Source organism: Pleionea mediterranea, assembly GCF_003148745.1.
Lineage (GTDB): Bacteria > Pseudomonadota > Gammaproteobacteria > Enterobacterales > Kangiellaceae > Pleionea > Pleionea mediterranea.
Map to the genome: position 1 here is coordinate 416,528 of NZ_QGGU01000002.1, position 13,146 is coordinate 429,673.

12 protein-coding genes are annotated in these 13,146 nt (G+C 43.0%); 6 read left to right on the forward strand and 6 right to left on the reverse strand.

Going from position 1 to position 13,146, the window contains the following annotated elements:
- Positions 1-9 precede the first annotated feature (9 nt).
- From C8D97_RS03930 to C8D97_RS03940, 3 genes are all read right to left on the reverse strand, one after another.
- Positions 10-606, reverse strand: a complete 597-nt coding sequence (locus C8D97_RS03930) for a TIGR04211 family SH3 domain-containing protein (RefSeq protein WP_146196072.1) — start codon at positions 604-606, stop codon at positions 10-12.
- 165 nt (positions 607-771) lie between these two features.
- The gene (locus C8D97_RS03935) at positions 772-2,049 is read right to left on the reverse strand and encodes an inorganic phosphate transporter (protein WP_109762143.1); all 1,278 of its coding nucleotides are present in this window, start codon (positions 2,047-2,049) and stop codon (positions 772-774) included.
- A 124-nt stretch (positions 2,050-2,173) separates the two neighbouring features.
- Entirely contained in the window at positions 2,174-2,848 is a 675-nt protein-coding gene (locus C8D97_RS03940) for a TIGR00153 family protein (protein WP_109762236.1), read from the reverse strand.
- 231 nt (positions 2,849-3,079) lie between these two features.
- On the opposite strand from C8D97_RS03940, the gene C8D97_RS03945 reads away from it, so the two are divergent.
- The 5 genes from C8D97_RS03945 (at position 3,080) to C8D97_RS03965 (ending at position 9,314) form a co-directional block, all read left to right on the forward strand.
- Positions 3,080-4,600, forward strand: a complete 1,521-nt coding sequence (locus C8D97_RS03945) for a CYTH and CHAD domain-containing protein (RefSeq protein WP_109762145.1) — start codon at positions 3,080-3,082, stop codon at positions 4,598-4,600.
- A 63-nt stretch (positions 4,601-4,663) separates the two neighbouring features.
- A complete protein-coding gene (locus C8D97_RS03950) occupies positions 4,664-6,115 on the forward strand; it encodes an aspartate kinase (protein WP_109762147.1) in 1,452 nt (483 codons plus the stop codon).
- 123 nt (positions 6,116-6,238) lie between these two features.
- Positions 6,239-7,069 (forward strand): UDP-2,3-diacylglucosamine diphosphatase, encoded by an 831-nt coding sequence (locus C8D97_RS03955; protein ID WP_109762148.1) that lies wholly within the window; start codon positions 6,239-6,241, stop codon positions 7,067-7,069.
- A gap of 111 nt (positions 7,070-7,180) precedes the next feature.
- Positions 7,181-8,932 carry a bifunctional ornithine lipid synthase OlsF gene (gene olsF / locus C8D97_RS03960; RefSeq protein WP_109762150.1) on the forward strand — a complete coding sequence of 584 codons (1,752 nt, stop codon included), beginning with the start codon at positions 7,181-7,183 and terminating at the stop codon, positions 8,930-8,932.
- 91 nt (positions 8,933-9,023) lie between these two features.
- Entirely contained in the window at positions 9,024-9,314 is a 291-nt protein-coding gene (locus C8D97_RS03965; protein WP_109762152.1) for a hypothetical protein, read from the forward strand.
- Between the two features lie 34 nt (positions 9,315-9,348).
- Here C8D97_RS03965 and C8D97_RS03970 read toward each other — a convergent pair whose 3' ends face one another.
- The 3 genes from C8D97_RS03970 to C8D97_RS03980 form a co-directional block, all read right to left on the reverse strand.
- Entirely contained in the window at positions 9,349-9,585 is a 237-nt protein-coding gene (locus C8D97_RS03970; protein ID WP_109762154.1) for a DUF2789 domain-containing protein, read from the reverse strand.
- 143 nt (positions 9,586-9,728) lie between these two features.
- Positions 9,729-11,036 carry a succinyl-diaminopimelate desuccinylase gene (dapE, locus tag C8D97_RS03975; protein ID WP_109762156.1) on the reverse strand — a complete coding sequence of 436 codons (1,308 nt, stop codon included), beginning with the start codon at positions 11,034-11,036 and terminating at the stop codon, positions 9,729-9,731.
- Positions 11,037-11,188: 152 nt separating this feature from the next.
- A complete protein-coding gene (locus C8D97_RS03980; RefSeq protein WP_109762157.1) occupies positions 11,189-12,112 on the reverse strand; it encodes a histone deacetylase family protein in 924 nt (307 codons plus the stop codon).
- A 403-nt stretch (positions 12,113-12,515) separates the two neighbouring features.
- Here C8D97_RS03980 and C8D97_RS03985 point away from each other — a divergent pair, with 403 nt between their 5' ends.
- Positions 12,516-13,073, forward strand: a complete 558-nt coding sequence (locus C8D97_RS03985; protein WP_109762159.1) for a DUF1569 domain-containing protein — start codon at positions 12,516-12,518, stop codon at positions 13,071-13,073.
- Positions 13,074-13,146: the final 73 nt, after the last annotated feature.

The following is a 13,146-nucleotide window of genomic DNA, read 5'->3' on the forward strand; positions in this document are numbered from 1 at the left end:
AAACCTGATTTAACTCCAGCCACTTTGTTTTTTGCGACTGACACGACCAATGATTACACCAATTAAACAACCTGCGGCAACCACAATGGCACCGGCAAAAAACACTTCTTGCTGAAAGCGATCGGCCATGCGTTTATTTTGTTGTTCCAGAGTGGCGTTTTGGGTTTGCAGTTCACTGATTTCGTTTTGAAACGTTGCGCTTTTTTTAACAATCACATTAGCCGTTGCAAGTTGTTCTTGCAGCTTGGCAATCTCTTTGGCGTGTTGTTGTTTCAGATTTTCAATGGTAAGCAGTGCAGCAGATAATTCCTGCCGGGTTTCTTCAAGCTGAATTCGTGCACCCTTTGTTTCCGTTATAAAGCGGTTGAGTGTCCAGCCTTCACGTCCCTTATTGTCTCTCACTTTAATAAAGCCATTTTCGGGTTCATCATCCAGTACGGTGATTGCTGATCCTGCTGGTACGTAAAATAAGATCCGGTACTCGTTGGTTGCACCACTTCTTACGGCTGTGCTCAGGTTATCCGTAACATAGGCTGTTTTTTCGGCAAAAACGGACAGGCTGGCAATAAGCGCAATCAGCATCAGGCTTTTTTGTAGGACGTTCACGGTTGACTCCCCTTGTATAACTGTTGCCGCATTGTATGACAATCAAATCGGCATGAATAGAGGGCAGAAAAGGATATAAATGGATATAAAAAGAAACTGTGATTCGGTTGGCAGTGGCAGGCAGTTCTAATTGAACTGCCTGCGAAATCCTTATATCAGGGCGTTTTAAAGAAATATGCCCTTCAGCAGGAAGAAGAATACAATTGAAAGGAAAGCGCCAATCGGTAAGGTAACGACCCAGCTGACCACAATATTGCGAACCACGCCAAGGTTAAGCGCTGCAATACCACGAGCCATACCGACACCGAGTACACCACCTACCAGTGTTTGGGTAGTAGAAATTGGCAAACCGGTGCCCGAGGCAATCACTACGGTTGTGGCTGCAGCCAGCTCCGCCGCAAAGCCACGAGAAGGAGTTAAGTGAGTGATGCCTTTACCAATGGTGGCCATAACGCGGCTACCAAACAGCGCAAGACCCGCCACAATACCGATACCACCAAGAGGCAATATCCACCAGGCCAGTTCCGTTTTAGCAACAATCTGACCGTCATTGGCGATCACGCTTTGTACGGCGGCGAGTGGACCAATTGCGTTAGCAACGTCGTTTGAACCGTGGGCAAATGCCATACAGCACGCGGTTACCACCATTAATACCGCAAAGATTTTTTCAACATTGCTGAAATGCATTTCTTTATCAGCATTGGGCTCAATTTTTACTTTGCTGATAAAATAGGCGCCAATCAGAGCGACGATGAGTCCAACACCACCGGCGTATAAGTAGGCCTCGGTGGTTGAAATATCAAACGTGCCCGACTTCATTACGTGCTTGAGACCCTTTTTGATGGTAACCAGAGCAAGAACAAAACCGGCAAGAGCCATATAAAGTGGGACGTATTTTTTTGCGTTGGCAACAGGGTGGTCAGTATCGAAAATAAGCTTCTGAGCGCTCATAAAAATAAGGTAAGCGATAATGCCCGAGATAGCCGGCGTAATAACCCAGCTTCCCAAGATTCCACCAACTTTACCCCAGCTAACAGCGTCAACGCCCATGGCGACCACGGCAAAACCGATGATAGCACCAACAATGGAGTGAGTGGTTGAAACGGGCCAGCCTTTAGCCGATGCAACCGCAAGCCAGGTACCTGCGGCGAGCAGTGCCGAAATCATCCCCAGTACCAGCAACTCGGGGTGGGGTATAAATGGCGTTGAGTCGATAATACCTTTACGAATGGTCGATGTTACTTCGCCCCCCGCTAAGTAAGCACCTGCAAACTCGAAGATAGCGGCGATTAGAACCGCCTGCTTAATGGTTAAGGCTTTTGAGCCTACGGATGTCCCCATTGCATTGGCAACATCATTTGCGCCAATACCCCAGGCCATAAAAAAACCGACTATGGCGGCGAATACGAGTAGGAGAACCTCATAATGTGTGAAAAAATCCATCGTCTTACCTGCTTATATTTCGAATAGTGTGAATTCTGGTTTCAATGTTCATTGATATAAGCTCTTTGCTGATCGGTACATGCCGATCCTGTTGTTTTATGTTAATAAGCAAAGAGCCTCGGTATTATTTTCTGGCCAGCATTAATTCCAGATCGGAACCAACTTTTTCGGCGCGATCGGCAAGGTCGCCAATCCAGTCAATGATCTTATATAAAAACACAACATTGACCGGTGGTAAGTCGGCTTCCAGTGCGAAGAGTTCTTTGCGTAATTTGCGCTGAAGGGTGTCGGTGTCATTTTCAATAACATCCAGCTCTTCGATCATATGGGTAACCAGCGAAGCTTCTCGACCACGAAATCCGGTTTCAACCAGCTCATCAAGTTCGTGAATGGCTTTATGAGCCTGATTGGAAGCATCGATACAGCGAGTCAGGTAAGCGCCAAAACTTTGTTGCAGCGACTCAGGGATCTCCATATGACGACCGGTCATCAGGCCGGCAATGTCTTTTGCTTTATTGGCAATTTTATCTTGCGCGGTGACCAGACCCAGCAGGTCGGTACGGGCAACAGGTAAGAAAATGCCTCCCGGCAGTTTTAAGCGAATTTCTTTTTTTAAGTCATCGGCTTCGTTTTCCAGTTGACTGATTTTTTGTTGCAAAGCGTCAACTTTTTCCCAGTCTTTTGCATACACCGCATCCAGAAAAGGCTTTAATTCACTAACACACTCGTGAACCTTGCTGATGTGGTCCTGCATGGGGCGGAAGGGAGAAGCTGCAAACAGGTCGCTGATTAAAGTCATGACAATCTCGTTACAGTTAGATGAAAGAATTGTGATGGGCGATTGTAGTGAGGCAGCGCAGCGATGTCCAGTTGGTAAAATAAATGTCATAAATCTGTCATATTGAACCATGGAATTGCTCTTATCGGCATTTAAGTGGCACGGCCATTTCACCCTTAAATTATAGGTGACATCAGAAATTTAGCTGGGTAAACTGGTTTTTTGTCGAAAAAACAACGGAAAGACTTCTAGATGGCTAACGAGATTGAGGTCAAACTCATCGCTGAACAGCAAGTGGTGAAGTCGCTGCTTGATATGTCATTTGAGGGTGTCAGTGCGATTGATCCCTGGCAAACATCCGAGCTCAAAAACACCTACTTTGATACCGTCAACTTTAAACTGCGAGAGTTAAAAATTGGCCTGCGCATTCGCGCCGATGGTGAAAAGCTGATTCAAACCGTAAAAGCATCTGGCCGTGCCATTGGTGGGTTGCATGAGCGTAATGAATCGGAAACCGAACTCGATGAGTTTAAAATCGACATCAATAAAGTGGAAGATCCTTACCTTAAAATTCTGCTCGAAGAAGCTCTCACCGATTGCGGCGAGCTGGACAGAGTATTCACCACCAACTTTACCCGACACAAAACCCTGTTCTACTTTGACGATGGCACCGAAATAGAAGTGGCACTGGATGTAGGGCATATTTATTACGAAGACGACTCCTGCCCAATTTCAGAGGTTGAGCTGGAACTGGTGACCGGTGATCCCAAGCATCTGTTTTCACTCAGTCGTAGGCTAATTTCCGAACACGGATTTGCCATCAGTAATGCCAGCAAGGCGCGACGCGGTTATTCACTGTGTTCTTCTTTGCCAGTGACTCATCGCAAAATGTCGGTGATTGAACTCAGCTCAGGCACCGAAGCGGAAAAAGCTTTTGAGATAATCTGTTATTCCGGACTGAAGCACTGGCAGTACTATGAGCAGTTTCTCGATTCATCACTGGCCCCCGACGCCATTTTACAAATGTACCGGGCGCTGTTGTACATTCAGCATGTGTATCAGGTATTTGGCAGTTTGATCCCACGGCACGCCACCAGTGATCTGCGCGCCAACTGGGAATGGATGGCCGGTTTTATGGATAAAATTGTCACGGTGGCGCGTGAGCGTAATCATATAAAGCAGATGCTGGAACAGGAGTTAGCGTCGGAAGAAGAGCTGGCACAAGTGGTCGCCGCCAATAAAGCAGAACTCGCTGAAGCCGTGGCCAAATTCAAAGAGTTAAAGGCTTCTCCGCGTTATAACCTGGTGATGCTCGGTATCTCTGAGTGGCTGTTCTTCAAACAATGGCAAAATTTTATTGAAGAGGGCGACAAAGAAAAACTAAAAGCACCGATTATTGATTTTGCCAAAGCACAACTTGAGCACGCTTTAAAAGAATTGCGTCGGGAGTTTGGGCCAAAAATTAAACTCGATACCAACGATTATTTGGTGCAGGTCGATCGCTTAAGAAAGGCACTCGATATCGGTTTGTTTTTTGGTGGTCTGTTTGACTCGAAAAAACGGCAGCAGTATCGACAGCCCTGGCTAGATTTAATGGCTGGCACTCGTGAACTGGCTTTGTACAAATATGTTTGTCATACCTTTAAAGCGCATAAACTCAGAGACGACAAAGATATCGAACATTGGTTTGACAGGCGTTCGGAATCGGTTTTAGAAGCGATGGAACAAACGCGAAAAGCCATGTTCAAAGCCAGACCCTATTGGTTGCTGTAAATTTTTAGCATCTGTTTTCCTCCACGATTAAATTCCTACAACCACTGATGTGATTTTTCTTATATGAATCAAAACTGGATCATTCTTAAGTTTGGTGGCAGCAGTGTCGGTGAAATACGACATTGGCGAACCATTACTGAACAGGTACAACATCAACAGACTCAAGGATACCGCCCTTTACTGGTGTTATCTGCACTGAAAAATGTATCCAATTTGTTAGAAGCTTTATTGCATCAGTCGCTGGCCGGTGTACACACCAATGCCATATTTCAGTTAAAAGAATTACACACAGGCTTTGCGTCACAACTCGGATTAAACGGCGAACAATTGTTGGCGAATTATTTTGAAAAACTGGCAGCCTTTTGTGATGCCATTTATCAGCAGCAAAGTATTACGTCAGAAGATCACGCAAAAGTATTGGCGATAGGTGAGTTATTATCATCAACCATTGGTGCGGCCTATTTGTCACAACAAGATATAGATTGCGACTTTGTCGATGTGCGCTCTATTCTTAAAGCTGACACACTGGATGAGCAGGACGCCTGGCATCACTTCACCAGTAATCGCTGTGGTTTTGATCGTGACATAGCCATCGAAAATGATTTAGCGAGCAAAAAGTCGGTCATAGTGACACAGGGTTTTATTGCCTCCGACGAAAAACAACGAACGGTATTATTGGGACGAGAGGGCTCCGACACTTCGGCGAGTTATCTGGCGTCGATATTAGGTGCGCGCGAACTTCAAATATGGACCGATGTACCGGGCGTATTTAGCTATAATCCCAGAGTGATTGCAGACGCTCGGCAGATCAAACAGTTAAGCTACGCACAGGCGGAGCGACTGACCCGCTGTGGCGCAAAAGTTTTACACCCCCGAACAATTCAACCGGTTAAAGCATCCGGTATTTCGGTAACCGTTAAGTCGACTTTACTGCCAAAGCATAAAGGTACCGTCATTGGTGTTGAAAAAGCATGCTCTGCCGATATTATTGCCATGGCAAGCCATAGCAATGTGGTTCAAATCATGGTGGATAAAAAGTATCATAATTTCATTCGGCAGCAATTGTTACCGATAGGCTTTGACCGGGTTAATCTTGAATTATCGAGTGTTAAGCACAGCAATAAATCACCGTTATTATTCACCTACTCCAACACCGAGCAGCAGCAACCGAGTGCAGAGCAGTTACGTCACATTTTAATGAGCTTTAAACAACTCAATGTTCTGGATTCAAACTCTTTAATTATTGACGACAAATGCAGCGCCATCAGTTTAATCGGTGCAGAACAAAAAAGTGACTGGAAACATAACTTAACTCAGATAAGTCAGCAACAAAGGTCACAATTGGATGAGTACTTATCATTGCTTGAAAGCACAGGCGTACTTATTTTTATAGTCAGGCAAGACAAAGAAAGTCAGTGGGTGGCGGCATTACACAAACAAATTTTTGAAACTGACTTGCAAAGTCAGGCCTCTGTGTTTGGCGAACGTTGGCAAGAAATTATGGCTCTGCAATAAACTCTTCGTAATACAGTTGATTTGCTTTTACTTTTTTTGACATAAAACTTTCGCAACAGCGTCATATATTTGTCTTTTAGAAAGATTAGAGTGCAGTCATCAACATTGCATGGCGAGTTAATTATGACTGACTTTACCAAAGGGAACGCTTATTCCAACCAATCACTCAAGCAATGCCGTGCTTTATTCATTTCCGATGTGCATTTAGGTTACAAAGATTGTCGGGCAGATTTTTTATTGGATTTACTCGAAAGCGTGTCATTCTCTACGCTTTATCTGGTAGGTGATATTGTCGATATATGGTCACTGAAAAAGCGTATTTATTGGCCAAAGATGCATCAAAAATTACTGACTCGTTTATTAGAGCTTCCAAATCAAGGTGTTCGTGTCGTGTATATTCCGGGCAATCACGATGAAGCTATGCGAAAATTTTTACACCTCTCCGTTAATCATATCGAGATTTATCAAGAGTTTGAGCACCAGACTAATAACGGTCAAAAGTTATTATTGTTGCACGGTGATGCGTTTGACAGCATTGTTTGTGGCGCACCACTGATGGGCTGGTTAGGCGATAAACTGTATGACTTTTTATTATTTTTGAATCGATGGTTTAATCGAATTCGACGAATGTTTGGTAAGCCTTATTGGTCACTGGCCAGTCACATTAAACAGAAAGTAGGTAAAGCACAAAGTTATATTAAGCGTTATAAGCAGGCTGCGACTCAGTTTGCTTATAATAAAGGTTACGACGGTGTCGTTTGTGGGCATATTCATCAGCCCGATCTGGATAAAACCGAGTATGGTGTTTACGCCAACTGCGGTGACTGGATTGAAAGCTGTACCTGCTTAATCGAAAATCAATATGGTGATATTGAACTTATCCATTGGGCTGATCATAAGCAGCTGTTGACTCGGCATGAGTTTGACAATGAAATACCACAGCGTGCGGCCTAAATAATTAGATGATGACTAGTTAGTTCATAACTGTCATTTATCTGCCATAACATTATCAAAAACACGTAATAAAATATCGCTAAGCTACGATTAAACCATGAGAGAATCTGTATGTTTAACGTAGACACATTATTACAACAACGATTTCCACAGTTATCCAACCGTCGTTGGTTATTTAAAGCATTTTCGGGTGTTTTAAAGTATCTACTGCATGAAAAGGAATTTATTCAGTTTCAGAAAGAGCTACCTTACACTGAAGGCATTGATTTTGTGGATCAAGTGCTGGACTACTTTAACTTTAGTTATTCCATTACCCAACGAGATCGTGAGCGGATCCCTGCCAGCGGCCGTGTGGTTATTGTTTCAAATCACCCTATTGGTTCTCTGGATGGATTGGCGTTGATACAATTGGTTCGTCATATACGGCCTGATGTAAAAATTCTGGCTAACGATATGTTGATGACACTTAAGCCATTACAAAAGTTATTGTTGCCGGTTAATAATATGGGCGGAAAAACGCCTAAACAAAACTTAACGAATATTACCCAGTATCTTGAACAAGAAGGAGCTGTCATTATTTTTCCGGCTGGCGAAGTTTCTCGAATGAAATTATCAGGGGTCAAAGATGGTAAGTGGCATTCCGGCTTTGTTGGCATAGCTCGTACGGCAAAAGCTCCTGTACTAACGCTGTTTGTGGATGCTCGTAATTCAATTTCGTTTTATTTGACTTCGATGCTTTACAAGCCGTTGGCGACATTATTACTGGTTAAGGAAATGACCAAACAGTCGAAGAAAACCGTAACGATTAAAGCGGGTGATATGATCCCGGTTGAACAGTATGCTCAGCTCCCACTGGCTAAAAAAGAAGTTGCCCGTTTATTTCGAAAGCACCTGTATCGCATAGGCAGTGATCGAAAGCCCGTGTTTTCAACCCAGGCGTCCATTGCTCATCCAGAAAGTCCGAGTGTATTGCATTCTGCATTAAAGCAACAAACACTGTTGGGCGAAACACCCGATGGCAAATCAATATTTTTATGTCGTGGAAAGATCGAGTCGGTTATTTTAAGGGAAATAGGCCGCTTGAGAGAGTTGTCATTTCGGGCTGTTGGTGAAGGGACAGGAAATAAAAGAGATACGGATAAATTTGATCATTATTATTATCATTTGGTGTTGTGGGATAAGGATGCACTTGAAATTGTTGGTGCTTATCGATTTTGTGATACACAAAAAGTGATTTCTGAACAAGGCATGGAAGGACTTTACACCAACAGTCTGTTTGCTTTTGATGAAAATATGAATGGGTATTTTTCGCAGGCAATAGAATTGGGGCGAAGCTTTGTTCAGCCCAAGTACTGGGGGAAGCGATCACTGGATTACTTATGGTATGGCATAGGTGCTTTTTTACAAAAAGAACCAAGGTTTCGATATTTGTTTGGCGCTGTTAGCTTAAGTGACCATTACCCTAAGGCGTCAAAAGATTTACTGGTTTATTTTTATTCACTGTATTTCTCTGAGCAGCAAACCCCTGCGCGTTCATTTAATCCTTATAATATTGAAGCGTCTGTCAGTAATGAGTTGAAAGACACTTTTGTTGGCAATGATTATAAAAAGGACTTCACACAACTGAAATCATTACTTGCCAATATGGGCGTCGCGATACCTACTTTATATAAGCAATATACTGAGCTATGCGAGCCTGGCGGTGTTAAATTTTTAGACTTTGGTGTGGATGCTGATTTTGCAGGTTGTGTGGATGGCTTGGTGCTGGTTGATATTGATAAGTTAAAGCAAAAAAAGCGAAAGCGTTATCTTGAAACGGGAAAATATCAAAGTGAGCCTAATGCCGATAAAAATGCGACTTGAAGGAAATTGATAAGTGGCTTTGCCAGGCTTTTTTATAGTAAATATTCTTCAATCATAATTAAGTTATAGCTGAGACCAGTCTATGAGCAGTATGAAAGGTTTAGAAAATATTAGTCAAAAAGAGATTGGTCATAAAAAGATTAGCCTAAGGAATGAGAAAGGGCATCAAGGACGATGCAGTCATTGCCAAGAGATGATGGCTGGTAAGTTTTTATTTTTACATAAAGTAATGAGCTTTATTGGGTTTGAGCGAAAAAGGTTAAGCCGTCCAAAGCCATTCAGTGAAAGACACAGTGAGCAAACGCATTCTTCTCCGTTATACGTTAATAAATACAACTGTCTCCGCCAAAGCATAGATGCGTTTTATTTAATTCCGGATTAATAACTTTATTATGCCGATAAAAGTTGAGCCTTTATTAGTGTGCCTCTCGTAAGCGAACATCCAGTTGATCGACTATTTCAGCCCAGTCGGAATCATCGGATATGGCCTGATGCAAAAAGTCTTTTTGCCCTTTGTTCCAGAAATCGGCCTCGAACAAAGATTCCTTATCATCAAGCGGATGCTGCTTAATAAATGACTCAATGGATTTAGAGGTGTTAGGTAAGCCAAGCTGAGCAAACAGTTCGGACATTGGATGAAAACTGGTTTCCATTATAAGGCCTCTTTAAACGGTTCTTGATTTCAACTTATACAGTTATTATAGGGTAGTCCGTTAAGGCTCGACAGTAATAGAAGGGCGTATAACAAAACAATATCAAAAGAATTATTGACATTCCATTCGACAATATAAAACCATCAGCAATTAAAGTATTGCATCAGAATAGTTTGATAAATATTTCTTAGCGTAATCAGATCATCCACGCTGACTTTCTCATTCACTTGATGAATGGTCGCGTTGCACGCGCCAATTTCATAAACTTCACCGCCGAGACTCGCTGCAAACCGACCATCGGAGGTGCCACCCGAAGTTGACAGCGACGGATATCTGCCTGTGGTTTGAAATATGGCTTGTTCCAGTAAGGTCAGTGCCGAGCCCGGATTAACACTTTGTTTATTCCAGTAGGGCGGACAAGGCCGTTGCCATTGCAATTCAAATTCTGAACCCTCTGGTTGCACAAGTGCGGTGATTTTCTGTTTTAATTGCTGTTCATTCCAGCGATGACTGTAGCGAATATTAAAGTTAATTTCGCAATACGAAGGACTTACATTATCGCTGAACTCACCAGAGTTAATATGAGTGATTTGTAAACTGCTACCGGGGAAGTCAGCACTGCCAGAATCCCATTCTATATTATTCAATGCCTGAATGATTTTCGCCATGGGATTAATTGGGTTTCTAATTTGATCTGGGTAAGCAACATGCCCAGGTTTACCGGCCAGTTTAATGCAGCCGGATAACGCACCCCGGCGGCCAATTTTTATGGTATCGCCAGCTGTAACCCTAGCTGTTGGCTCGCCAACGAGAGAAACATCAAGAGAGACACCCTTTTGTTTTAAATGTTCGATCATTGCTTTGGTGCCATATTCAGCTTCACCTTCTTCATCGGACGTTATTAACCAGTAAAACTTACCACGATTGAATTGGCCGCCATTTGTTATAAATTGCTTGGTAGCGTTTAACATACAGGCGATAGCGGTTTTCATATCAGCCGCACCTCGGCCGTATAAAAAATTATCTTCAACAGTGGCTGCAAACGGAGGGTGTTGCCAGTGTTTCAAATCTCCAGCAGGTACAACGTCCGTATGGCCAAGAAATGCCATGGTTTTATTTCCAGTACCTATACTTGCGATTAAGTTGGTTACGCCGTTAACGTCTAATTGTTGGCAGTGAAACCCAAGCGGTTCAAGTTGTTGAATTAACCAGGGAGTGCAGCCTGCATCGTCCGGAGTGATGGATGGTTTTTGAATAAGTTGTTGTGCAGATTCGATAAGTTGCCTGTTTGCCTCATCTATTTTTTCTGCTGTTGTTTGTTCAATATCAAGATTTGATACTGCAGGCTTCTTTGTTGCGATGCTTGCTGAAGTATCTGCTGACTTATCTGTTGAAGTATCTGGCTGTAAAGATACTGTTTCTGATGAAACCTTTGTTCTGGCTAAATTCATTTATAAGACTCAATTATTTATCGGATAACTGAGTCAGTTTAGAAGTGATCTATGTCAAAAAAACGAATGAATTTTGACAGTTCAATGACGTTGAACTGTTTTAATATTGGCTCTGAATTTTTGCGTAACAGCAGTTTGAAGTGAATTGTCGTTTAATCGTCTAATAACCCCTGCATAAATCGCTTAACACTGCGAGACAGTGCATTAAGTTCATAACCGCCTTCAAGAAACGCAATTAATTTTCTTTCGCAAAGTTCATCGGCAAGGGATTTTAGTTCGCGGGCAAAAAAGTAGTAGTCATCGTCTTCAAAATTAAGTCCCGCCAGTGGATCATCTTTATGGGCATCAAATCCCGCTGACACTAAAATTAAATCAGGTTGATAGGCTTTTATGTCCGGGAGTAGCCGTTGCTGCCAAAGTTGTTGGATCTGATGACTATTCGTACCGGCTGATAGCGGATAATTGTGAATATTGTCAGCCGATGCTGGCACGCCCGTTCCCGGATACAAAGGGTGTTGAAACGTTGAGAACAGAGCAATCGCCGAATGATCAGCGACTATGTCTTCAGTACCGTTACCGTGGTGCACGTCGAAATCGACAATCGCTATACGTTTTTTATGGTAGTCGGTGGCGGCGGCTAATGCGCAAATAGCAATGTGATTGAGCAGGCAAAAGCCCATGGCCCTATCGTGTTCGGCATGGTGACCGGGCGGGCGAACCGCGCAAAATGCGGTATGAGAGATGGTCTGCTTCTGATGAATCATTTGCAATGCTAACAGGCCCGAGCCTGCCGCGTAACGAGCGGCATTTAAACTGGCCGGATTCATGGTGGTATCCGCATCGATCGAATAGTAACCTTCTGTGGGGGCGTGAGCTGTTAATTGTTCTATTAAATGATCCGAGTGCGCCCGTTTGATGGCTTTAAGAGGGGCCTGAGTGGCGTTTAGTGGTTGCAAAGGGTACTGCTCGGACAGTTGAGTGATAACCTGCTGAATCACTTTAAGGCGATCCGGTGATTCTGGGTGGGCGTGACCCATTTCATGGGCCAGACAATGTGGGTGTGTTATAACGTACATAGAGGCTCCAGAAATTCATTAGCAGCTATTTCAAAAATGCTGCGGTTGATGATACAGCGTTAAATTGCGACTCAAAATGCTCATTGACTGCGTGTAGACTGTGCTGCTTTGTCAAAACTTGCTTTATCTCAGCTTCGTTCGCTATTTTTGAGACGCCTTCCAGCAAACTATTGATTAATAAATTTAGCACTGAAATTAAGTGGCATTGTTTATAGCATAGCAAATGAAGGTTGTTTGTAACTTTTGTTAAGTATGTAATTATGTTTTTAAGATGATTTTTTAAGATAACCTTTTTACAGGTAATGACTGTTTAAATAGTGACTATTTAAACAGTGACTTTTTAAAATAATGACTTTGCTAGGTGTAATCTTTTTAAGGGCAAAACTATTTTGAGGTGGATAACATGAAGCGACGAACCTTTATTGAACTGGGGTTAGGCTTGTCAGCGGTAGCCGGTGCTGCGGCTTACGGCTGGTTTTCACTGCGACCGCCCAGAGCAAAAGATTTCACATCGCTTTCAGACGCAATAGAGTATATCGAAGCGTTACCCAAAAATGCGTTTATTGTTTCATCGGGCTACTGGTCGGCGCATCAGATATTTGTGCACTTAAAACAAAGTGTGGATTATTCCATGTCAGGGTTCCCTGAGCAGAAGTCTGAGCTGTTTCAAAATACGCTAGGCAGTCTGGCGTATCATTTATTTAAAGCCAAAGGTGGATCGACTCATCGATTATTTCAACCAATCCCCGGGGCTGATCCATTACCTGTAAGGGGTAACACCTATCGAGCACTTCAGTCACTGGCGGACTCATTAAAGCAATTCCAACAACATCAGGATTTTCAACCACACTTTGCCTATGGTGATTTGTCCAGGTCACAATATGAGATTGCTCACCTGATGCACATCAATGAGCATTTTTCTGAAATTGATGTCGTACTACCGCCCGGTAATAAAAAATAATGAGTATTTTTAAGTGCAGTTATGTTGAGCGGATTACTACTGTATTGAGATAAATATATTGAGACAAATGTAT